This window comes from Aeromonas sp. QDB62 (genome assembly GCF_027705695.1).
Classification (GTDB): Bacteria; Pseudomonadota; Gammaproteobacteria; order Enterobacterales; family Aeromonadaceae; genus Aeromonas; species Aeromonas allosaccharophila.
This window is the reverse complement of sequence record NZ_JAPDCD010000027.1, coordinates 1-22,190: the sequence shown is the minus strand read 5'-3', so window position 1 is coordinate 22,190 and position 22,190 is coordinate 1. Positions and strand designations below refer to the sequence as shown.

Genomic DNA, 22,190 nt, shown 5'->3' with positions numbered 1-22,190 from the left:
CCCACCAGGGCGGCCTTTTCCTGATCCCAAAAAATGAACAAGGGGTATAAAGTGGCACGCACTATTATGCTTATCCCGGTCGGCACTGGTGTCGGCGTAACTTCCGTGAGTCTTGGCGTTGTTCGCGCTATGGAACGTCACGGTGTCAATGTCAGCTTCTTCAAACCGGTTGCCCAGCCGCGTCCGGGTGAAACCGGTACCGAGCGCTCTACCGCCGTTATCCGCGCTGCTGCCAACATCAATCCGCCCGAGCCGTTCGCCCTCTCCTACGCCGAGAACATGATCAGCGCCAGCAACACCGACATCCTGCTGGAAGAGATCGTGGCCCGCTTCGAAGAGCACGTGAAAACCAGCGGTGCCGAAGTGCTGGTTGTCGAAGGTATGGTGCCGACCGACAAGCAGCCCTTTGCCAACAAGCTGAACTACGACGTAGCCAAGGCGCTGGACGCTGACATGGTATTCGTGACCCACCCGGGCCATGACTCCAGCCAGAAGCTGAAAGAGCGCATCGAGCTGGCCTGCTCCAACTTCGGTGGTGTCAACAACCCCCGTATCGTAGGTTGCGTGATCAACAAGGTGGGTGCACCGGTTGACGAGCACGGCGTAACCCGCCCTGATCTGACCGAGATGTTCGAGGCGCATCACCATGCGTCTGACGCCGCCCACAACCTGGAAGTGCTGCAAGTGTTCGGCAAGAGCCCGCTGCGCATCCTGGGCTGCATCCCGTGGAACACCCAGCTGATCGCCCCGCGCGCCAAAGATCTCGCCAAGCATCTGGCGGCCAAGATCCTGAACAAGGGCGAGCTGGACAGCCGTCGCCTGCAGACCGTCACCTTCTGTGCCCGCTCTATCCACAACATGATCGAGCACTTCCGTCCGGGCAGCCTGCTGGTGACCTCTGGCGACCGTTCCGACGTCATCGTCTCCGCCTGCCTGGCCGCCATGAACGGCGTCAAGCTGGGTGCGCTGCTGCTGACCGGTAACTACCATCCGGAACCGCAAGTGATGGCCCTGTGCCAACAGGCGATGGCTACCGGCCTGCCGATCATGATCACCGGCACCAACACCTGGCAGACCGCCGTCAGCCTGCAGAACTTCAACGTCGATATCCCGGAAGATGACCGCGAGCGTATCGAACTGGTGCAGGACTATGTAGCTGGCCACATCGACAAACACTGGATCGAGTCGCTGACTGTCAGCTCTACCCGTTCCCGTCGTCTGAGCCCGCCGGCGTTCCGTTATCAGCTGACCGAGCTGGCCCGCCATGCCAACAAGCGTGTCGTGCTGCCGGAAGGCGATGAGCCGCGCACCATCAAGGCTGCCGCCATCTGCGCCGAGCGTGGCATCGCCCGTCCGGTGCTGCTGGGTAACCCGGAAGAGATTCGTCGTGTTGCAGAGCAGCAGGGTGTGGTACTGACCGATCGCGTCGAGATCATCGATCCGGTTGTGGTACGCGAGCGCTATGTGCCGCGTCTGGTCGAGCTGCGCAAGAACAAGGGCATGACCGAAGTGGTTGCCCGCGAGCAGCTGGAAGACAACGTGGTACTGGGTACCATGATGCTGGAGCGCAATGAAGTTGACGGCCTGGTATCCGGCGCGGTGCACACCACTGCCAACACCATCCGTCCGCCGATGCAGATCATCAAGACCGCTCCGGGCTCTTCCCTGATCTCCTCCATCTTCTTCATGCTGCTGCCTGACCAGGTTCTGGTCTACGGTGACTGCGCGATCAACCCGGATCCGACTGCCGAGCAGCTGGCCGAGATCGCCATCCAGTCCGCCGACTCCGCCGCCGCGTTCGGCATCGAGCCGCGCGTCGCCATGATCTCCTACTCTACCGGTACCTCTGGCGCCGGTGCCGATGTAGAGAAAGTGCGTGAAGCGACCGAGCTGGCCAAGGCCAAGCGCCCCGACCTCATCATCGACGGTCCGCTGCAGTACGACGCGGCCATCATGGAGAACGTGGCCAAGTCCAAGGCACCGAACTCACCGGTTGCCGGTAAAGCCACCGTGTTCGTGTTCCCTGACCTGAACACCGGTAACACCACTTACAAGGCGGTACAGCGTTCTGCTGATCTGGTCTCCATCGGCCCGATGCTGCAAGGCATGCGCAAGCCGGTCAACGACCTGTCCCGTGGCGCTCTGGTTGACGACATCGTCTACACCATCGCTCTGACCGGTATCCAGGCAGCTCAGGCTGACGAACAAGCTTAATCAGCTCTAGCCTGAAAAAACCGATCACAAAGGCTGCTCACCCCAGGTGAGCAGCCTTTTTTATTAGTTCTCTTTTGAAGACCAGTGAAACATGCCATCCACACCGTGTTGCGCAGAATAATGCCATCCGGCACGTCAACAAGGGTTTGAGCAGAGCGTCTCGGGGACGTGTGCTCGCCAAATCAAAGATGCATCTGAAATACATTCCAGATCATAAGGTTGGCTATACGGAGGCATTCATGGCGGAGCGCTTATAGCAAATCTTCCACCATCGGCATGAGAATTTGACCTGTCAGAAGTTGCAGTGAAAAAGACCCTTTCGATACGCTATTTCTCAATGTGCCCACTCGGCAAAATCCAACATCATGGAGGAATGGAAATGCTGATGAAGAAGCTCTCTGCAGTCATGCTGCTGGCCTGCTTGCCCCTGTTCAGCCAACCCGTGCTGGCCGCAGATAAGGTAGCGCTCAAGCAAACAACCACGGCCGCGGTCGCCAAGGAGGACGGCAAACTGAATATCAATACCGCCACCCTTGCCGAACTCACCAGCCTCAAAGGAATTGGCGACAAGAAGGCACAAGCCATCGTCGACTATCGGGAAAAACAGGGAAAGTTCACCTCGGTCGATCAGCTGGCGGATGTCAATGGCATTGGCCCGGCCACGCTGGAAGCCAATCGTGACATGATCATCGTCAAATAACGTCCGAGCCCTGCATATACAAATGGGGCAGCCGGTGGCTGCCCCATTTTTCTTGGAGTATCATGGCCGCACTTTCATCTCTCTGGATAGTTTTCCATGAAAAAGACCCCTCTGATCGTTCGCAAGGCCGTGCTCCCGGTAGCCGGTCTGGGTACCCGTATGTTGCCAGCCACCAAGGCCATCCCGAAAGAGATGCTGCCGGTGGTCGACAAACCGCTGATCCAGTATGTGGTGCGCGAAGCGATCGCCGCCGGGATCAAGGAGATCATTCTGGTCACCCACTCCAGTAAGAACTCCATCGAAAACCACTTCGACAAGAGCTTCGAGCTGGAAGCGACCCTCGAGAAGCGCGTCAAGCGTCAGCTGCTGGAAGAGGTGCAACAGATCTGCCCGAAAGACGTCACCATCATGCACGTCCGCCAGGGCGAGGCCAAAGGGCTGGGTCATGCGGTCCTGTGCGCCCGTCCGCTGATCGGTGACAACCCCTTCGCCGTGCTGCTGCCGGATGTGCTGATCGACGAGGTTGCCAGCAACCTCAAGCAGGACAACCTGGCCGAGATGGTGCACATGTTCGAAGAGAACCAGATCAGCCAGATCATGGTGGAAGCGGTGCCCGAGAGCGAAGTGGACAAGTACGGCATCGCCGATATCAAGGGTGAAGCCCTGAGCGAGGGGATGTCCCTGCCGATGCAGGCTATTGTCGAGAAGCCGCCCCGTGACGAAGCCCCCTCCAATCTGGCGGTGGTGGGTCGTTACGTTCTCTCCTCCAATATCTGGCCGCTGCTGGAGAAGACCCCGGCCGGTGCCGGTGACGAGATCCAGCTGACCGACGCCATCGCCATGCTGATGGAACAGGAACAGGTCAACGCCTACTTCATGAAGGGCAAGAGCCACGATTGCGGCAGCAAGCTCGGCTACATGAAAGCCAATGTGGAATATGCCGTGCGCCATCAGGAGCTGAACGGTGAATTCATCGGCTGGCTGAAGCAGTTCGTCAAGCAGTTGTAATCGCTGATAAATCGGTTTTTTATAGAGGTATTCAAGGAGCATCAAATGATGCTCCTTTTTCATTTGCGCAACAAAAAATCAATCAATAGTAAATAAACTCTCAGCAAATCATAATGTTGTAATTTATTCACGCATGCTCTATAAGGATTGAGGCGTGTTTCTCGCCCTTGCATAAAAAACTCAAAAAAATATAAGACACAGGTGGAAGTTCCAATGAATAACCCGTCAAAAGGGACCTTTTTAGGTCACCCTAAAGGGCTTTTTTTGCTCTTTAGTACCGAACTGTGGGAGAGATTCTCCTATTACGGCATGCGTGCCGTGCTGGTGCTCTATCTGACCGACCTGACTGCCAACGGCGGTCTGGGCTGGAGTCAGGCAGATGCCCTCAAACTCTACGGTATCTATACCGGTCTGGTTTATATCACTCCGCTGATCGGCGGCTGGCTGGCTGACACCTTCCTGGGTCAACGTCGCGCCATCCTGATCGGTGCCGTGCTGATGGCCGCAGGTCAGTTCACCCTGGCACTGCCCCACGCCATGTTCCCGGATATGGTCAACACCATGTTCTACGCCGGCCTCGCGCTGCTGATCGTGGGTAACGGCCTGTTCAAACCGAACATCTCCACCATGGTGGGTGACCTCTATGAAGAGGGCGATCACCGCCGTGATGGTGCCTTCACCATCTTCTATATGGGCATCAACCTGGGTTCCCTGCTGGCAGGTGTGATCTGTGGTGCTGCCGCCACCGCCTACGGCTGGCAAGCGGCCTTCGTCGGCGCCGGTATCGGCATGCTGCTCTCTCTGGTGATCCAGGCCACCATGGCCCAGCGTTTCCTGGGTAACATCGGTCGTGTCACTGCCGCCCAGCGCGCTGCAGCCCTGCGTACTACCGAGCAGAAAGCACCGCTGACCAAGCAGGAAGTGGATCGCATCAAGGTCATCCTGGTGTTGGGTCTGTTCACCATCATCTTCTGGGCCGGTTTCGAGCAGGCCGGTGGTCTGATGAACCTCTACACCCAGGAGTATACCGACCGCATGATCGGCAGCTTCGAAGTGCCGACTGCCTGGTTCCAGTCCCTCAACCCCTTCTTCATTATCACTCTGGCCCCGATCGTGGCAGCCATCTGGATCAAGCTCGGCAAGAAAGAGCCGAACTCTCCGGTCAAGTTCGCCATGGGTCTGCTGTTCCTGGCTGTCGGCTTCCTGTTCATGATCGGCGCCGTGCTGCAGCAAGGTGGTGACCAGACCGTCAAGACCTCCATGTTCTGGCTGGTTGGCGCTTACCTGTTCCACACCCTGGGCGAGCTCTGCCTCTCCCCGATCGGCCTCTCCATGGTGACCAAACTGGCTCCGCTGCGTCTGGCCTCCCTGATGATGGGTGCCTGGTTCGGCTTCGTTGCCCTGGCCAACTATGCAGCCGGCTTTATCGGCTCCTTCGTGGGTGAAGCGGGCCCGATCGCCATCTTCGGTGGCATCGCCCTGGCTGCGTTACTGAGCGCCCTGATCCTGCTGACCATGGCCAACCGCCTGGTTTACTGGATGCACGGTGCCGAAGGCCCGGCCAAAGAGCCGCAAGCTCAAGAGAAGAAACTGCACTCCGCCGCCGTCTAAACGGTCAGGATTGTAAAAAACAGACAGGGCGCCCATCGGGCGCCCTGTTTGCTTTGGCCTGCTGTCAGGCGGTATCAGTGATGGCGTACCTGCACATCCAGCGATCCGCCGCTGTCGCTACGAAACTGCAGGGCAAACGGTTCATGCCAACTGCGCTTGTGCAGGGCGTAATGGCTGCTGCGCATCAAACCAAGGGGCAAGCCACCGGAGCGCATCAACCAGTGGGGAGAGGTGAGCCCGGCGTTGGCAAACACCAGCCCATCGTGCTGATCAAACAGCAGCGCCGCCATGGCAAAGGAGTGACGAAGCCCGGACGCCATCAGCTGATGGTTGAGGTAGTCGAGCAACCGGTGCGGCTGGCTCAGCAGGCGGCTCTCGTTTTGCTGAAACTGGCGATAGGGGACGTTCATCAAGGAGCGCACCAAGGCCCCGCAAAATGCAGCATCCGTTCCCATGATCGGCAGCTCCATCACCAGCACCAGCAGTTTGTCCTCCACCTTGAAGGTATCGGGAATAAAGAGGTGGCCGAGCCCCTTGAACGTAACCTGCCAGGGGCCCCACTCCTGCAAGCCCGGCGGCTTGAGCCCCGCCAGCAGGCGGCTGGCCGCCTTGTCATGGGCACTGAAGTAGTCGATATGATCCATCAGCTCCAGCTGCTGCGCCCGGTTGGCGCTGCCGTTGAGACACTGTTCGATGCTGCGCTCGACCAGTGCATAATCCTCCAGCGGCTTGAGCAGATAATCCCGCGCACCGGCACGCAAGGCGCTGGCGACCGCCTCCATGGTGCTCTGGGCCGAAATGACGATAACCGGAATATGGGGATAACGCGCGGAGAGGCAGGCGATCACCTCGAGACCATCCATATTGGGCATATTGAGATCGCACAGCACTACATCGGGATGATAGAGCGCTGCCGCCGATATCCCCTCAATCCCATCCTCCGCCTGAAACACCGCTGCCCCGTCCCGTGCGAGGTAACTCACTAACGAGTGGCGAAAAACAGCTTCGTCCTCCACCACCAGGATCCGTAGCCCGGCTTTTGGCATCTTGATAAAAACCTTATTAGTCAATTGGTTATTTAAGTAATAAGACTAGACCAAATCGGCTGGAATGCAGCGATTCCTGCGTCAAAAAGAGACGGCTTACCCGGCTTTCGATTTCATCACGCGTATTGATGAGGCGATATCCAGGCGCCATCAGCCTGACCCAATCCGTTGTCAACGCCCCCCGCACCATGGCCTCTTGGCTAGGGGTCAGGATTAACCGGGTCACCACCTCCCGTGCGAATTGTGCAAGCCTGCGCCATAAGGGATAATGCCCCCACTCCAGCCCGTGAAGAAGACCATGACCCCAGCCGAATACAGCGCCCTTGCCCATCCCAGATTGTCCCATCCGGCCCGCAGTCTCTATACCCTGCAGCTGCGCAGGCTGGTGCTGGAAAATCAGCTGGCCCGGCTCAACTATCCCGAGCTGGGTCGGGCGCTGGCGGTGGTCGACCCGGGCGATCCCTGCGGCTTCTCGTTTCAGGTCAATGCCCGCCAGCTCACCGAATTGTTCGATGAACTGATGGAGGCGGGCCTGCTACAGGTCGAGGCACAGCCCGAGAGTGAGCACTACCATCAGTGCCCGTTCCAGTTGCCGCTGCTGACCCAGAAACTGCGCAGCCCGCTGCCGGAGCGCCCCTTCCAGATGCATCTGCAGTGGCGACCGGATGAGGAGCTGCCCGCCCTCGCCCGCCTGTGCGGGGTGATCGATGCCAGCTACAGCGAAGAGGATCTGGGGGAATTTATCGCCTACTGGCTGGGGCGCCCCGAGGTGTTCGACTCCCAGCATCAATGGATGCTCAAGTTCATTCGCGCCCTCAAGACCCGCCGCTACACCCGTCGCAAACCGATGGAGGTGCAGGGCTACCAGCAGGTGACCCCCGCCCCGGCAGAGGCAGGCCCCAGCAAACGGGCCCAGCAGATGATCGAAGAGGCCAAACGGCTGGCCCAACAGCAAATGCAGGAACCCGCACCGCAGCAGGAGCCGGATAATGATTGATAGCGGCCCCCGCCTGCAGGCAAAATCAACCCCCTGTCTACCCATCCCTGATCGAGCAGAAGGAGCATTCCATGACTGACCCGCAAGATCCCCTGCGCCAGGAGCTGGAAGAGATCGAAGCCAAGCGCAAAAGAATCGCCAAGGCCAAGCAGGACCATCGCGTTCACGATCCCGAGCTGAGCCAGCACGTTGGCGGCCTGCTGGAGCGCATTCGTCGCCTGCAGCAAGAGACCGGCGGCGGCCAGTATGACTACGAGACCCTGCGCAAGGAGTACGATGCCAAGGCCAACGCCGAGGTGCGCGAGCTGCAGAAGGCGGCCCGCCAGGAGCGGATCCAGAAGTTGATCGCCCAGGCCGACCTCAACCCCGACTGGGTGTTCGAGAAGATGGACGCCACTGATCCCGCACTCCAGTACCCCATCGAAACGGCCCGCTACTTTATCAGCGGATTCGAGCACTGGGAGAAGAGCGGCGGCGGCTGCATGCTGATTTACGGCGACTACGGCACCGGCAAATCGACCCTGGCAGGCGCAGTAGCACACGAGCTGATCGCCCTTCACCAGAAGTCGGTGATCTTCCAGCAGTGGGCCTCCATCGTCGATCGCCTGTTCTTCAACGTGATCCCCGATCAGGATGAGCGCAACCAATACCGCCGTGCGCTGGAAGAGGTGGATCTGCTGATCATCGATGAGGTATCGGCCAACCGCGCCAAGATGGCGGAGAGTCAGTCCAGCTTCCTCGGCCACCTGCTGCGCCGTCGTCGCAACCTGTCAAAGAGCGTCATCATCATCACCAACCACACGCCCCAGAGCCTGCATCAGGCGATCGGTGATTTCAGCTATGAGGCGATCAAGGCGTTCAATCCGGTGGATATCCACCTGAGCGGCCCCAGCCGTCGCCCCAGTATCGGCAACTACAACGGCTGACCCCCTCGATGCGAGTGCGAGTCCTGGCGGCTCGCACTCTCTCCTCTCTGCTTGCTCACAAATAGAAACAACTCTCATTTACAGCAAGCGCACAAGCCACTAGGCTAGCCCCTTTTGCCAAGGGAGCTCAGCTATGCCAACCACACTGATTTTCGGAGCCAGCCGCGGGCTGGGCCGCGCCTTTACTCACCACGCCCTGCGCGAGGGTCACCGGGTCGTAGCGCTGGTGCGAAGCCCCGAAATGGCAGCCGAATCACGCGAGCTGGGAGTAGACGTCATCGAAGGGGATGCGCTGGATCCGGCTGCGGTGCAGCAGGCCTGCCTTGTGGCAGGGCAAGATGCACAGGTCGTCTCCACCCTCGGCAGCTTCCGTCAGACGGCGCCGGTGGACTATCAAGGCAACCGTCATGTGATCGATGCCATGGAGCAAGCCGGCCTGAAACGACTTCTGCTGGTCACCTCCCTCGGCTGTGGTGACAGCTGGCAATATCTGCCTGAGCGTGCCCGTACCGCCTTCGGCCACGAAGTGCGCCTCAAGAGTCTGGCGGAGAGCTGGCTGCAGACCAGCACCCTCGCGTGGACCATTCTGCGCCCGGCGGGCCTGCAGGATGGCGACGCCACCGGCCGTGCCGAGCTGAGTCAGGGCAAGGAGGTTCACGGACTGGTTCGCCGCGCCGATGTGGCCGCCCAAGGCTTGCGCCTGCTGGCGGATGAGACGGCGGTGGGGCAGATCTACGCCATCGGCGATCCCGCGCTCCAGCGCGGCTAAATCAACGCATCGCCATCCTTTTCATAGATCCAGCGGATACAAAAACGGTCAGCCCAAAGGCTGACCGTTTTTCGCTTTACTGCACGCTTAATGTCGCGCGCGCTTGCACTATCCCGCTTAACCGGCGGTCGTTTCACTCTGTACGACCGGCTGACTGGCCACTGGCAACGACTGCTGCCGCTGGCGCAGCAGCAGGCAGGCCAGCGCGCCGTAGAGCAGCGCCAGTCCCCATAGCTGCCACCAGTAACGGGAAACCTGCGCAAAGTCGGCCCCCATCTGGTTGAGGCGCAGAAAACCCTCGATGGCCGGGATAGTGGGCACCCACTGAGCCAGCCAGTTGAGGGGCGCCGGGATCAGCTCCAGCGGCCAGATAAAGCCCGCCAGAAAGACCAGCGGCAGGGAGGAGATCAACACCACCTGAGTCGGCAGATCCCGCCGGGTAAAGATCGCCCCCAGCACAATCCCGAACCAGCAGGTCGCCAGCAGGAACGGCAGAGCGAACAACCACAGCTCCAGCGGATCGGCATGACGGGCGATGTTGTAGTGATCGAAGCAGAAGCCGAGGAAGTAGCTCACCGGCAGCAGGAACAGCCCGGCCAGCACCAGGGTTCTGGCCAGCAGCAGCGGCAGTACCGGCGCGCTTTGCCAGTAACCGTGCTCGCCGCGACAGCTGCGCTGGTTCTGGGTCGCCCCCAGGATCCCCGCCCCCATCAGCAACACCTGATGCAGGATCAGCACAAACACCGCCGGCACCACGTAGTTGACGTAGCCCATGGTGGGATTGAACACCGGCACCACGTTGAGGGCCACCGCATTCCAGCCCATGGCCGCTTGCGGCAGTGCCTCGCCGTGGCTCAGCAGCCTCGCCACCTTCACCTGCGCGGCAAGGGTACCACCGGCCTGTGCCAGCCCTTCGGCAATGGTGCCGTAGACCAGGAAGTAGGAGGCATCACCGGCATAGCTCAGGGTGACGCTCTTACCCTGCATCAGATCCCGATAGAAGTGGTTGGGAATGTGCAGAATCCCGCTCGCTTCCCCGGCCATCATCAGCTGTCGCGCCTCGGCCAGCGAATTGGCCCGCGCCACCAGCTTCACCTGCGGCGTGGCATCGGCCATAAACTCCAGCTGACGCGACAGCTGGCTGCCATCCTCGTTGACCACCACCACCGCCTCTTCCCGCGGCAACTGATGCAGATAGGGCTGGGGATAGAGAAACGAGTAGAAGATCACCCCGCCAAACAGGGTGAGCATGATGGCGCGATCCGCCAGCAGGGTGCGCAGCTCAAGGCGCAACAGATCGACAAATCCCAACATCACTCAGGCTCCTTCTCTGCTACTACAGCTGCGGCTGATTGACGGGCAAGCTCCGCCTGCTGCTTATAACGGCGTACCACCAACAGCAGGGGGAGCATGAACAGCAGCAGCGCCCCCAATTGCGGCAACGCCGATGCGAGGGGCAGACCATAGTTGCTCTGGCCAATCTGCAGCTCCACATAATGAGAAACCGGCAACAAGCTGCGCCAGAAGCGGGCGAAATCCCCCATGGCGCTCACCGGAAAAGTGACCCCCATAAAGGCGAAACCAGGCGCCGTGTAAGCCCCCGCCAGCGACAGGGCGCGGGCCGGATCCCGAATGATGCCGTAAAAGAACGCCCCCATAGTAACGCAAGCGGCCGAGGCGAGCCCCAGCCCCACCGTCAGCACCAGCCAGCTGCCGTGCATGGGATAGGCCAATCCCTTGAACAACAGCAGCGTCCAGACGATCCCCCAGCCCCAGCCAATCAGCACATGGGGCAGCAGGGTACGCCAGAGGCCGAACCAGACACCGCGGGTGGTCCAGTCCAGTCCCAGCCGATCGGTGCGAGCCAGCGCATTGAGGCCGAACAGCACCACCAGGATCTGCCACACCGCGGGCAGAATCGCGCTCAGCAGAAACTGGGCATAGCTGGAGTTGAGGTTGTAGAGCGCCGTGACCTGACTGCTGATGGGCACCGACTGCCCAATCGCACCGGGCAGCGCCTTGCCATCGGCCATCGCCTCCAGCACACCGACCTGACCGTTGAGAGTGCCCACCACCTGCGCCAGCGCCGAGTTGACCAGCTTGGCGATGAGGATGAACTGGCCATTGTTGAACACCGTCACCTGCGGCTGGGTACCCCGGCGGGCATCCCGCTCCAGATGGTTGGGGATCACCACCAGCGCATAGATGTCGCCACCGCGCAGGGCGCGCGCGCCCGCATCGATGGAGTCAAACTGATTGGCCACCTTGAGCCCGGCCGAGCCATCCAGCGAGAAGGCGAGCTGGCGCGACAGCACGCTTCGGTCGAGATCCACCAGCCCCACCTTGAGGTCGCGGGCCAGCCCTGCCGAGAAGATCCAGCAGAGGATCCCCATCAGCAGCAGCGGTACCCAGCTCATCAGGGCACGGCTGAACGGATCCTGCCACAGCAGCCGAAATTCACGTCCCATCAGAGTTCAACCAGCACACTCATGCCAACCCGCAGCCCCTCAACCGGTTGCAGCGGGCGAGCCTCCACCTGGAAGCTCTTCATGTCGAAACCCTGACGGGTATCGGTGGCACGCCAGGTGGCAAAATCCCCCATCACGGCGACATGGGTCACCTTGAAGCGCACCATCTGGTCGCCAAGGCCCGGGATGCGGGCATCGAACTCGGTATCCACGGTGAAACGGGGCAACAGATCTTCGCGGATGTGGAACTGGGCCCAGGCATCGCTCATGTCGAGCAGCGTCACCACCGGGAAGCCTTGCGGCGCCAGCTCGCCGCTACGCAGCAGCACCTGACTCACTTCACCATTGTGGGGACTGGTGATGCGGGTGTCGGCCAGATAGGCCTCTACCTCGGCCACCGAACCCGCCGCCATCTTGGCCTTCTCGCGGGCGGCGATCTTGGTCTCTTCCCGCGCCCCTTCCAGCGCCATCTGGTACTGCTGCCACGCCATTCCTTCGCTGTAGCGAGCGGCTTGCCAGGCAGTCCAGGCTTCATCGCGTTTTTGCAGCGGCATCACGCCATCGCGGTGCAGGCTGGCGACTCGCTCATAAGTCTTGCCACGCAGCTGGGCGGCGGCCTTGGCTTTTTGCCACTGATCCTTGGCGGCGGCGATCTGCTGGGCACGGGCCCCCTTCTCTGCCTCTTGCGCCAGTGCGCCCGCGGCCGCTTCACCGGCCTTGGCCTGGCTCAGCTTGGCTTCAATCTCGGGGCTCGCCAGGGTAAAGACCAGCTGATCCCTGGTCAGTTGATCGCCCTTTTTCACCAGCACCTCGTCGATGCGACCCGGCACCTTGGAGGAGACCGAGTACTGCTGCGCCTCAATTTGCCCTTGCAGATGCACCGGCTCCGGCTGATAGGCGAGCCAGAAGCGCCAGCCGAGCCAGACCACCAGGATCACCAGTGCCAGCGGCAACAACAGCGGTTTACCCTGGCTCATCTTCTTTTTGATGGGGGGATGGCTCATCACTTCACCTCGACAAACGGGCGACCCTTGGCGGTCGAAACAGACATGAAAAAAGGAACAGACAGGGCCGGGATCATGAGTTCACCTCGATCACCTGACCATACTGATATTGATTGAAACTGTTCATCTGGCCGGAGAGCGCCAGCAGACGGGCCAGCGACACCACATATTGATAGGCCGCCGCCGCGCGCTGGGTCTTGACCCCCGCCAGCTGGTTCTGGGCATCCACCACATCCAGCGAAGTAGAGAGCCCCTGACCGAAGGCTTTGTCACGCAGCAGCACGTTCTCCTCTGCCAGCGCCTGGGTTGACGAGAGGGATTGATACTCCTCCAGCCCCTGCGCCGCTTCGCGCCAGGTCTTCTCTACCAGCAACTCCAGATCCTGGCGGGTCTTGGCTTGCAGCAGATTGACCTGCAGCTCGGCACTCTTGGCGGCCTGCACCGTCTCGGAGCGGCCATCGCGGCTCACCAGCGGCATGCTGACACCCACCCCCACCAGCCAGTCCGGCGCGGTCTTGGCGGCCAGTGAATCATCTTCATAGAGGTTGTAGTTGCCGAACAGGAATACTTCGGGGGCATATTTGCCCTTCTCCATCCGGATCATCCCCTTGGCCTGCTCTTTCTTGGCGCTGAGCAGCTTGAGGCCGGGGTGCACCTCCAGGGTCTGGCTCACCAGCCCCTCGAGGCGCGGCAGCTCCTGGTTGACGAACAGGCCGCTGTCGGGCTCGGCGCGGGACAGCTTGAGCATATGGCCGAGGGCCAGCTCGGCGATCTCGAGGCCACGGCGGGACTTCTGGGTATCGATGCGGGCCCGATCATAGGCCGACTGGGCGGAGAGCCGCTCCACCCTGGCGATCTGGCCCTGAGCTTCAAGCTTCTTGGCGTGATCCAGATGGTGGGCCAACCCCTCTTCGATCTCCTGCTTGGTCTGCACCACCTGAGCAGCCAGCACGACGCCGAAATAGGTCTGTGAGAGGCTCTCGAAAGTGGCTTGCTGTTTGAGCACCAGCAGCTGCTGCGCCTCGCTCACCTGCGCCTGGCGGATATCCTGCGCCGCATCGATGCGGCCACCGGCAAACAGCGGCCAGAGCATCTTGACCGAGCTGGTCACCACGTTCTGTTTGGTCAGCGGGGTAACGAAATCATCGGGCGAGAAATGCGGGATCGGCAGCCCACCCAGGATATGCTGCAGCGCTTTGACCATATCCGGATGGTTGGCGATGGGGTTGAGATCCATCAGATCAAGTTCCATCGGCTGATCGAGGTGGGTATAGCTGGCCCCCAGATCCACCTTGGGCAGATACATGGCCTTGGCCGCCTCGCGCAGTTGTTTGGCCCGATCGACCCCGGCCTGCTCGGCCGCCAGCCCCTCATCCTGCTGGATGACCCTGGTCCAGGCTTCGCCGAAACTGATGGTCTGCGCCTGTGCCGACCCCAGCACGGCCCCCAGCAGACACGGCCAGAGTGATGTAATGAACCTTGACGTCATAGATCCCCAATCCGCTTTTGTTGCATAAATGTTTGGAGCATTTGCTCGACTTAAGCCCGATATCATAACGCAAAGCAGGCCGGCAAGTGGACTGACAATTATGCAGACAACCGACATAGGTAGTACAGCCATCCCTCACGAGCAATCTGGCCGTTTTTCAATAACTCCAGAATTTGCAAGCCTTGGCGCGACGTTTTTTTCAGAAAAAAATGGCTGACGCTCAAATACTAACCTTTTCTCCTGCCTAAAAAATGCGTAATATACGCCGCCCTAAGCCGATGGTAACCGTGGAATGCAGATAGGTCCCCACACGCTTGAAACTCCCTTGATTGTGGCTCCCATGGCCGGTGTAACTGACCGACCATTTCGCGAACTTTGTTTGCGACTGGGGGCTGGCATGGCCGTTTCCGAGATGCTGCTGGCCAACCCGGATGTCTGGGATACCCAGAAAACCCGGATGAGGATGGATCACTCTGCAGAAGGCGGATTGCGATCGGTCCAGATTGCCGGGGCCGACCCCGAGATGATGGCGTTTGCTGCCCGCTACAACGTGGAGCAGGGCGCACAGATCGTCGACATCAACATGGGATGTCCGGCAAAAAAAGTGAATAAGAAGTTGGCAGGTTCCGCCCTGCTGCGTGCCCCCGATCAGGTCAAAGCAATTTGCCGGGCCGTGGTGGATGCAGTGGAGGTGCCTGTCACCTTGAAGATCCGCACAGGATGGGATCCGGATAACCGCAATGGCGTGGAGATCGCCCGAATCGCCGAAGATTGCGGTATCGCGGCCCTCGCCGTGCATGGTCGTACCCGTGCCTGCCTCTACCGGGGCGAAGCGGAGTACGACACGATCAGGGCGATTAAGCAGGCCGTATCGATTCCTGTTGTCGCCAATGGTGACATCAACAGCCCGGAGAAAGCCCGGTATGTCCTCGACTATACCGGTGTCGACGCCGTGATGATCGGCCGAGCTGCGCAAGGACGACCCTGGATTTTCCGGGAAATCCGTCATTTTCTTGAGACGGGCACCAAGCTGCCGCCTCCCGAGAGGGAAGAGGTTCGCACCCTGATGAACGAGCATGTAACCAACCTGCACCGGTTTTATGGTGCGTATCTGGGAGCGCGCATAGCCCGTAAACACGTGGGCTGGTATCTGGATGAAGAAGAGACGGGCCGAGAATTCCGTAAGCACTTCAATGCCCTGGATTGCGCAGACGCGCAACTTGAGGCACTCGAAGCGTATTTCGATGGATTAGGTTAACAAGATAACTAAAGAGCCGACCGAATATGTTCGAACAAACCCTGACTTCTGATGCATTGGTAACAACTACTCACAATCACGCTGCCGAGCCAACCCAGCGCCCCCTGCGTGACTCTGTGCAACAGGCCCTGCGTAACTACCTGGCCCAGTTGAACGGTCAGGAAGTGATTGATCTGTACGATATGGTTCTCTCCGAAGTCGAAGCGCCGATGCTGGACGTGATCATGCAGTACACCCGTGGTAACCAGACTCGCGCTGCCGTGATGATGGGTATCAACCGTGGCACCCTGCGCAAGAAGCTCAAGCGTTACGGCATGAACTAAGCCATAACAGCTAAGCTATTGAAAATAAAGGCACCATCATTTTATTGATAGTGCCTTTTTCGTTTTGAACCCACATTTGAACCCACATTTGAACCCACACCTACAAGACTAGTTATCATTGTCGACGACTCAACTCGGACTAGCCTGATGAACAGCGTTGACCACATAACTGTACCTATCCTCCCCATGTTGCCTAATGCAAGAGAGGGCCAATGGCCCTCTCTTGCTATCTATGTTGTTGGTCAGTGCAAACAGCACTGCTTGTACTTCTAGCCGCAGCCAAAGGGACACGGCTCGTTGCGGCCAATCTTGATGGGTACCACCACTGGTGTTCGCTACGTTGTGCCAGAAAGTGGGCATGAAGGATACGAGCAGCAAATCGGGCCTTGGTGGCTTGCTCTTGCAGGTGTTCATTGCTGAGCGCCTCCAGCGACGTAGACATGGTTTCTTAACCATGTGTTCTTTATGGTCTCTGTCATCCGGGGGATGTCGCTCCAATGGATAGGCATCTATATCGGTCTCAGGCACAATGTTCGATTAGATAGACCTGATAATGGGTAGTTCAGCTGATGGCACGAATATTAACCAAAGCGCAATTGAGTAAACTGGAAAGCAAAAGCCAAGCCGAGCTGTTGGCTATCGTGCTTGACCTGGCAACGCATCTTCCCCTCGCAAAAAAGCACCTGATTAACCAGTACCTTACTGCTGAGGATGCCTTATTGGCATTGGCAAAAAAAGAGTATAGCAAGCTCACTCGTCGCCCCCCTTCCTGGGATTATAAGGAGGTGGATGCCTTCTTCGATACCTTGCAAAATCAGTTTATTCCGTTGCTGGCCAAGGGGATCGTCGCCTCTCCAAGGGAGGGAGAACTCTTCGCCCTCGAGTTGCTGGCGAATGCCAGAGCCTTGTATGAAAAGATGGATACATCCAGTGGCAGCTGGGAGGACTACCATCTTGCGCTGGTCGAACAGTGGTTGATGGCGATCGCTGCTCAACGAGAGTCTGTCCCCCCAGAGGTGCTGGCTCGTCGATTACGTGACGGATTGTCAGACATTGATCCATCGATCAGCATTACTTGCCTGTTTGATTACCGTGATGTGCTCGGCTCCCCAGTGATGCGAGCCTTGCGCGATAACTATGCGGCGGCAGGTCTATTGCCAGAGGCGTTGGGGTTGAGCTTTGAGTTGCGTGATATTGCATTCTTTGACTCGGTGCAACAGGCTGGTCTCTTTAGCCACCCCCGTCAGCAGATTGACTATGCCAGACTGCTGACCGACGAATTACGCGCCGATCAAGCCATCGCGGTATTAGAGGCAATGGACTCGGCTCTGTTGCAGCGCCACCGCCAATTGAACCTGTGGCATCAAGTGTTGATCCGGGCCTATCTGGAAGAGGGACGCCGAGCTGACGCTCATGCTCAGGCATTACGCGCGTTTGCTAGCACACGGGCAAACTCGTTTTTTGCGAGTTATTGCCAAAGTGGAGATGAGCCTAGAGAAGTAGCATTAGGCCAGTTTGTTGCCATTGCCGAATCATGGGGGCTACGCGAGGTCTTGTTGCTGTTGGAGGAGGTTGATGCATGGCCACAACTGGCACAACGGCTTGAGCAATGTACAGATGCAGACTTGCAGGAGGATCTCTCACTCCTTGCTGGTTCAACCGTACGAACCTGGTCGAGCCGCCTCTATCAGCAGGGATTTATCGTGGTGGCAGTGCGGCTACGTCGTCAATTGGTGGCCAATGTCGTTAATCAGGGCAAGAGCACCTACTACACGGGGGCAGCCTCGGATCTGAAAAAGAGCCTGGATTATCAGGCGGCCTTAAAGGTAGAACAAGAGGATGGAGAGAGACCTCTCTGTTCGCCACAGGAGTATCTGAATCAGCTTTATCAGCAGCACAAACGCAAGAGCAGCTTTTGGGAGGCGGTTCGTCAAAAGCTACCGGCCATTACCATGTCGGCGAGCGGTGTGCAGTATCAGGCCGAGAATAAATAAGGCGCTAACACCTTTCACTCGGTCAGTCAGCTTGTGCTGGTGTTCCATGCGCCCTTGGCTGTCCAGCGCCTCGATAGCACTCATCTGGATGTCTCATTGCAACGACATCCTTCAAGCTACCCAAAACAAGAGAGAGCCATTGGCTCTCTCTTGTTTTCGAAATAGGTGTTTTCAAAAAATGTGTTTTCGAAAAAAGTGTTATCGAAAGAAGATCTCATCAAAGTCCGGCTCTTCATCCCAGATGGCGTGCTGACGTGCGTCCCAGCGCTCGGCCAGATAGGGTTTGAGGGTTGCAAGGGTGGTGATGGTCGCCAGTTGTCCATGCAACTGCTTGATATCCCGCTGTAGATAGTGCTGATGCTCCTCGAACGCGAGATCGGTCTTCTTCTTCGAGCGCTGTTTAAACTTGTGCAAGATAACCCCTTGCACTCCCTCCGGGCCACTATAAAAGCAGATCTCGAGCTCACGTTTTTTCTGCCAGAGCGCCGGATTGATGGCCACCAGATTCTCTTCACTCAGCAGCTTGTCTGCCTCGGGCAGATGGGTGTGAGCCAGGTGCAACAGAGTAAACATATCCCGCGTTTCCCACGCATGGCTGAGCTCGCCCATCAGGCGGCTCTTCTCTTCACGCTTGACCGGGTCTTGCTCCCGATCCGGGTGCAGCGTCATAGCCAGCTTGCGATAGAGCTGCTTAAGGCTTGAGTTATCGAGCAGTTGCTCAACCCTGGCAACCTCATCCGGATCGGCCATGTCATGATGATCCTGCCAACGTGCGAAAGCCTCGTCATTGGCAAAGGGGTCATCGCCACAGTCCGGCGCGTCGTCGTCCCACTCATGCTCATCACCGCCCTGTTTTTGGGCCTGGGCTTGCATATAGTCGCGCAGCTTCTCGGGATTTCTGACCATCTCGCGCAGCAGCTCGATATCATCGGGGCTCTCGCCAAACGCCTCTTGCAGCATGTCAGTGATAAAATCGCAGCTCGCCTCGAGCTGATCATCATCGAGCTGGCTGACGCTGCCCGCTTGCACCGCCATATAGAGTGACTCCAGATCCAGCTCCCCCCGAAACGGGTTGGATTCAAGATACCCCATCAATTCATCAATCCAGCCATGGAGCATCTCGCGCTGCCACTGGGTAAAACTTTTGCGGGCGGTGAAACCGGCCAGCCGCTGGCAAAGCTGAAAAATCAGCCCACACTGCTCACGCTCCAGAGGCTCAATGTCGCTGACAAAGCGCTGATAGATATCCGCCCCCTCTTGCTCCTGTTTGGCCAGCTTGGCCTGCAGCTTTTCGATGGCCTGCCACTGGCGATGAAAATAGGCAAGGGCCGGACTCTCGTGGCGCGGCTCGGCTTTTTTTCGCTTGGCCGAGGTTTTACTCTTGGTCAGTGACATGAAAACTCCAAATGAAAACGGGATAGTTGGCTACCGTGGCCACGGCAGATTATCAGAGGGGAGGAGATGCGCCTATCCTCGCGGTCTGCTGCCGGAGAAAAGCGCACGAGGTGTACCGAGGTTGTGGCTCCCGAGTCACCCGGGCAGGCACGCAATCGCTAGAGCTGACTGCGCAGTATGTTCACCAGTACAGGTGCGAAGGGCTCCAGCTTGCCTTGTTTGGGCTGGCTCAGATCTTCGATCAGCATTGTCAGCAATTGTGCATCATCTTCCAGCGCCAGTGCCTGCTGATCATCGCCATAGTGGGTCCAAATCAGGCTATCCACCAGCTGTTTGCGCTTGGCAACCAGCACCTTGTTGCTTTGCTCCGTATCACCCAGATTGAGTACCCGGATCGCCTCTTTGGCTCTTTCCGTCAACCCCTCAACCCGACCACTCCATTTAAAGCGCAACTCGGTTTCGCACTCAGGCATCAGCGGGGTCAACGGCAGAGGCTGCGAGCCATGGGCGGCATCGCACTGTTTCGGTGTTTTGCAACTGGCTACCAGATTGCTGAAATCCATGGTGCGCTTAGGGGCGAGATCCCTAGCCTCAACATGCTCGTTCATGGTGTCTTCACTGGTGCCGCTGATGGCTTGGCAACAGTAGGCGCAGAGATGGAATTGCTCAGTAGTGCAAGCCTCCCGGATCTGCTGGCGAATTGCCTGACCCTCTTCATCGTTGGGTAGGTCGTGATATCGAGCATGAGGATTTTGACGTTTGAATGCCGCCAGACTTGCAGGTTCTTGTCCCTTATAAATCTTGCGCACGGCGCAGCTCCTCTTTGCGCAGCAGCAGGCTAGCCTTGGTCAGCTCCAGGTTGTTGGCTGGCAGCTCGGCTCTTAGCGCGGCCAGCAGGGCATTGGCCTTATCAAATTGCCGATCTTGAATTAAATCGAGTAAGTCATTCAGTCGGCTCGCCACCCGCTCATTGCGAATAGCGGTATCCATCACCTCCAGCAGCACCGAGTTGGCATCCTGACCATATTGGGATGGCACTTCAGTCAACTCGCCATTATCGAGCGAATAGACCAGTACATCCTTGCAATCGCTGATCACCAGGGGGGAGTGGGTGGTCAGCACAAACTGACAGTTGGGGAAGGTATCAGTGAGCCGCTGGATGATAGTACGTGCCCACTGGGGATGCAGGTGCATGTCCACCTCGTCGATCAGCACCACCCCATCGCCGTGCAGCGGATTTTCCAGCTCCGGATTCATCATTGCGAGGCGGCGGGCAATATCGCCCACCAGTGCCATCAGGGATTTCTCCCCTTGCGACAGTTGCAACACATTGAGGGTCTGACCCTCCTTGTCGATGGACATATGCAGACGCGGCTTACGGCGGACCTTCAGATTTTTAAATCCGGGCATAAAGTTGGCAATAGCTGTGCGCACCGCCGTCAACTGACGATCTCTGGCTGATGCCTGTGTCTGTTGCAACTTTTGCCAAAGATCAGGACCGAGTAAATCTTGAAGTTCATTAAGAACTTCAGTAGGGATTACCGACTCGTTTTCGCTATCTTCCCGCTCGCGAAACCACTCAAAGAAACGACGAAAATCGACTCCTTGACTCAGCGAATTGTCATAACCATCGAGTTGGCGAAATGAATGTTTCTCTTTGATCTTTAGCGGAATATCCAGCACCACCCGCTCGACTGGGTAGAAGGCGATCAGGGGTAAGCTGACATTTTCCTGCTCTGTCAATCGTGCTCGATACTCATCGGCTAGTTTGCTAGCGTCGGTCAATATGGATTGCTCGTTGCTCTTGCGACCGGCGCGAGTTTTGGTGAGAGACCAGATGTATTCCTTCAGCTGATCGTGTAGTTGAAGAGAGACCACCGCGGTATTGGCGCCATTGAGGATGACCTCTTCCGGGATGGGGCTGCCGCTGCCTTTGTCGCTGCGCAAACGGGCAACAAACCAGCTGAGTGAGGTCGCCAACGATTTGAGTACCGAGGTTTTGCCTGCACCATTGTTGCCAATCAGCACGGTCACATTCGAGTTTGCCCGCTCCGTGGGGGCAAACTCGATGGCAAGACGCTCAAAACGCCCCAGATTTTCGAGGGTGAGTTGTTTGATTTCCATGCTCTATTCCTAATTTTGCTGCCAACACGACCTTATCTCGCCTGCACTTGGCTTACAACCCGTCGAATGTTGCCGCTGACTGCACATCATACGAGCGGGTCAGGCCGTTGCGCGAGGCTTGCGGGGCCCACACTTACCTTTTTTGCCGCTGGCGGTGGCCCGCTCGGTCTGAATGCGGGCCAGCAGGGCGGCGGTTTCTCGTGCGTCCGATTACGCTTCGCTAATCGAACCTACGTCGCGGATGTTTTGGTTGCCCGTTTGCGCGGCTTGGCAGTGGCCCGCTCGGCTTGAATGCGAGCCAACAGGGCGGCGGCGCTATTGTCGCCACTGATCAGGTCCGGGTTGGCTGCGCGCCAGTCGGCGGTCAGCTCGCCACGAAATGCCTTGGCCAGAATGGCCTGGGTCAGGTTATCGACCCGCGCTTTGGCCGTCTTGGCCTGCTGCTCGATGGTATCGGCATAGGCAAAGAGTTGTTCTACGCGACGGACAATTTCGGTTCCTGATTACCCATGACCCTCAGCCAGCTTCAAGAGCCGATATGGCATCGGAGGGCTTGCCACGACTGCATGCCCCAATTCAACCAACATGCTCTTGAGGTCAAAACGATGATTAAACCGGAAGCAGTATTCCGCAAGATGCCTTGGTAAATGCTTCGCTCCGAGCGTATGGCAACTGCCCCGCAGCGAGTTTTTCACATTCTGCGTATTCCGGCGAAGTTGAACAGCCATTCCGGCCAACGTGAACACCCTGATCCTTAACGCGCTCACGTCACCCCGTTTCTAACTCGAGTGTTCAGATTGGGTCAACTCACTTCTCCTCTTTCTCATCGATTCTCCCTTCAGTGACAGCCGGTGAGCGTTGTGC

At 58.3% G+C, this 22,190-nt stretch carries 19 protein-coding genes and 2 pseudogenes; 11 read left to right on the top strand and 10 right to left on the bottom strand.

The features are described 5' to 3' along the window. Window positions 1-33 precede the first annotated feature (33 nt). The 4 genes from pta to OKC27_RS14255 all read left to right on the top strand — a co-directional run bounded on the left by pta (window position 34) and on the right by OKC27_RS14255 (window position 5,533). Complete coding sequence (gene pta, locus OKC27_RS14270) at window positions 34-2,214, top strand: phosphate acetyltransferase (protein WP_042059882.1); 2,181 nt, start codon at window positions 34-36, stop codon at window positions 2,212-2,214. Between the two features lie 379 nt (window positions 2,215-2,593). After that, complete coding sequence (locus tag OKC27_RS14265; protein ID WP_182938897.1) at window positions 2,594-2,914, top strand: ComEA family DNA-binding protein; 321 nt, start codon at window positions 2,594-2,596, stop codon at window positions 2,912-2,914. A gap of 96 nt (window positions 2,915-3,010) precedes the next feature. Beyond that, window positions 3,011-3,922 carry a UTP--glucose-1-phosphate uridylyltransferase GalU gene (gene galU, locus OKC27_RS14260; RefSeq protein WP_058053048.1) on the top strand — a complete coding sequence of 304 codons (912 nt, stop codon included), beginning with the start codon at window positions 3,011-3,013 and terminating at the stop codon, window positions 3,920-3,922. 213 nt (window positions 3,923-4,135) lie between these two features. Continuing rightward, entirely contained in the window at window positions 4,136-5,533 is a 1,398-nt protein-coding gene (locus OKC27_RS14255) for a peptide MFS transporter (RefSeq protein ID WP_058053047.1), read from the top strand. 74 nt (window positions 5,534-5,607) lie between these two features. On the opposite strand, the gene OKC27_RS14250 is transcribed toward OKC27_RS14255, so the two are convergent. Further along, on the bottom strand, window positions 5,608-6,579 hold the full coding sequence (locus OKC27_RS14250; RefSeq protein ID WP_042059874.1) for a response regulator: 972 nt from the start codon (window positions 6,577-6,579) through the stop codon (window positions 5,608-5,610). Window positions 6,580-6,877: 298 nt separating this feature from the next. On the opposite strand from OKC27_RS14250, the gene OKC27_RS14245 reads away from it, so the two are divergent. From OKC27_RS14245 to OKC27_RS14235, 3 genes are all read left to right on the top strand, one after another. Next, the gene (locus tag OKC27_RS14245) at window positions 6,878-7,576 is read left to right on the top strand and encodes a DnaT-like ssDNA-binding domain-containing protein (RefSeq protein ID WP_042060132.1); all 699 of its coding nucleotides are present in this window, start codon (window positions 6,878-6,880) and stop codon (window positions 7,574-7,576) included. A gap of 71 nt (window positions 7,577-7,647) precedes the next feature. Beyond that, window positions 7,648-8,502 (top strand): DnaA ATPase domain-containing protein, encoded by an 855-nt coding sequence (locus OKC27_RS14240; RefSeq protein WP_042059872.1) that lies wholly within the window; start codon window positions 7,648-7,650, stop codon window positions 8,500-8,502. A 133-nt stretch (window positions 8,503-8,635) separates the two neighbouring features. After that, entirely contained in the window at window positions 8,636-9,271 is a 636-nt protein-coding gene (locus OKC27_RS14235; protein WP_182938894.1) for an NAD(P)-dependent oxidoreductase, read from the top strand. Between the two features lie 117 nt (window positions 9,272-9,388). On the opposite strand, the gene OKC27_RS14230 is transcribed toward OKC27_RS14235, so the two are convergent. The 4 genes from OKC27_RS14230 to OKC27_RS14215 all read right to left on the bottom strand — a co-directional run bounded on the left by OKC27_RS14230 (window position 9,389) and on the right by OKC27_RS14215 (window position 14,232). Further along, a complete protein-coding gene (locus OKC27_RS14230) occupies window positions 9,389-10,585 on the bottom strand; it encodes an ABC transporter permease (RefSeq protein ID WP_182938893.1) in 1,197 nt (398 codons plus the stop codon). Next, a complete protein-coding gene (locus OKC27_RS14225) occupies window positions 10,585-11,739 on the bottom strand; it encodes an ABC transporter permease (RefSeq protein WP_182938892.1) in 1,155 nt (384 codons plus the stop codon). Before OKC27_RS14225 ends, OKC27_RS14230 begins: the two co-directional genes overlap by 1 nt. Then, window positions 11,739-12,743: an HlyD family secretion protein gene (locus OKC27_RS14220; RefSeq protein WP_082040709.1), complete on the bottom strand. Its 1,005-nt coding sequence runs from the start codon at window positions 12,741-12,743 to the stop codon at window positions 11,739-11,741. Before OKC27_RS14220 ends, OKC27_RS14225 begins: the two co-directional genes overlap by 1 nt. A gap of 73 nt (window positions 12,744-12,816) precedes the next feature. Continuing rightward, complete coding sequence (locus tag OKC27_RS14215) at window positions 12,817-14,232, bottom strand: TolC family protein (protein WP_182938891.1); 1,416 nt, start codon at window positions 14,230-14,232, stop codon at window positions 12,817-12,819. Window positions 14,233-14,524: 292 nt separating this feature from the next. Here OKC27_RS14215 and dusB point away from each other — a divergent pair, with 292 nt between their 5' ends. From dusB to OKC27_RS14200, 3 genes are all read left to right on the top strand, one after another. After that, window positions 14,525-15,490, top strand: a complete 966-nt coding sequence (dusB, locus tag OKC27_RS14210; RefSeq protein ID WP_033135778.1) for a tRNA dihydrouridine synthase DusB — start codon at window positions 14,525-14,527, stop codon at window positions 15,488-15,490. A 26-nt stretch (window positions 15,491-15,516) separates the two neighbouring features. Then, entirely contained in the window at window positions 15,517-15,813 is a 297-nt protein-coding gene (fis, locus tag OKC27_RS14205; protein WP_005309538.1) for a DNA-binding transcriptional regulator Fis, read from the top strand. A gap of 569 nt (window positions 15,814-16,382) precedes the next feature. Then, a complete protein-coding gene (locus OKC27_RS14200; RefSeq protein ID WP_042649080.1) occupies window positions 16,383-17,807 on the top strand; it encodes a hypothetical protein in 1,425 nt (474 codons plus the stop codon). Window positions 17,808-18,005: 198 nt separating this feature from the next. Here OKC27_RS14200 and OKC27_RS14195 read toward each other — a convergent pair whose 3' ends face one another. The 3 genes from OKC27_RS14195 to OKC27_RS14185 form a co-directional block, all read right to left on the bottom strand. Beyond that, a complete protein-coding gene (locus OKC27_RS14195) occupies window positions 18,006-19,202 on the bottom strand; it encodes a J domain-containing protein (protein WP_042649079.1) in 1,197 nt (398 codons plus the stop codon). A gap of 158 nt (window positions 19,203-19,360) precedes the next feature. Next, complete coding sequence (locus tag OKC27_RS14190) at window positions 19,361-20,011, bottom strand: hypothetical protein (protein WP_042649078.1); 651 nt, start codon at window positions 20,009-20,011, stop codon at window positions 19,361-19,363. Next, the gene (locus OKC27_RS14185) at window positions 19,995-21,326 is read right to left on the bottom strand and encodes an AAA family ATPase (RefSeq protein ID WP_201973401.1); all 1,332 of its coding nucleotides are present in this window, start codon (window positions 21,324-21,326) and stop codon (window positions 19,995-19,997) included. Before OKC27_RS14185 ends, OKC27_RS14190 begins: the two co-directional genes overlap by 17 nt. 287 nt (window positions 21,327-21,613) lie before the next feature. On the opposite strand from OKC27_RS14185, the gene OKC27_RS14180 reads away from it, so the two are divergent. Continuing rightward, complete coding sequence (locus tag OKC27_RS14180; RefSeq protein WP_042649076.1) at window positions 21,614-21,829, top strand: hypothetical protein; 216 nt, start codon at window positions 21,614-21,616, stop codon at window positions 21,827-21,829. On the opposite strand, the pseudogene OKC27_RS14175 reads toward OKC27_RS14180, so the two are convergent. Together OKC27_RS14175 and OKC27_RS14170 are read right to left on the bottom strand one after the other, a co-directional pair. Continuing rightward, window positions 21,830-22,024: pseudogene (locus OKC27_RS14175) on the bottom strand (IS1595 family transposase); the annotation flags it as partial. Window positions 22,025-22,105: 81 nt separating this feature from the next. After that, window positions 22,106-22,190 (bottom strand): annotated as a pseudogene (locus tag OKC27_RS14170) (ATP-binding protein); the annotation flags it as partial.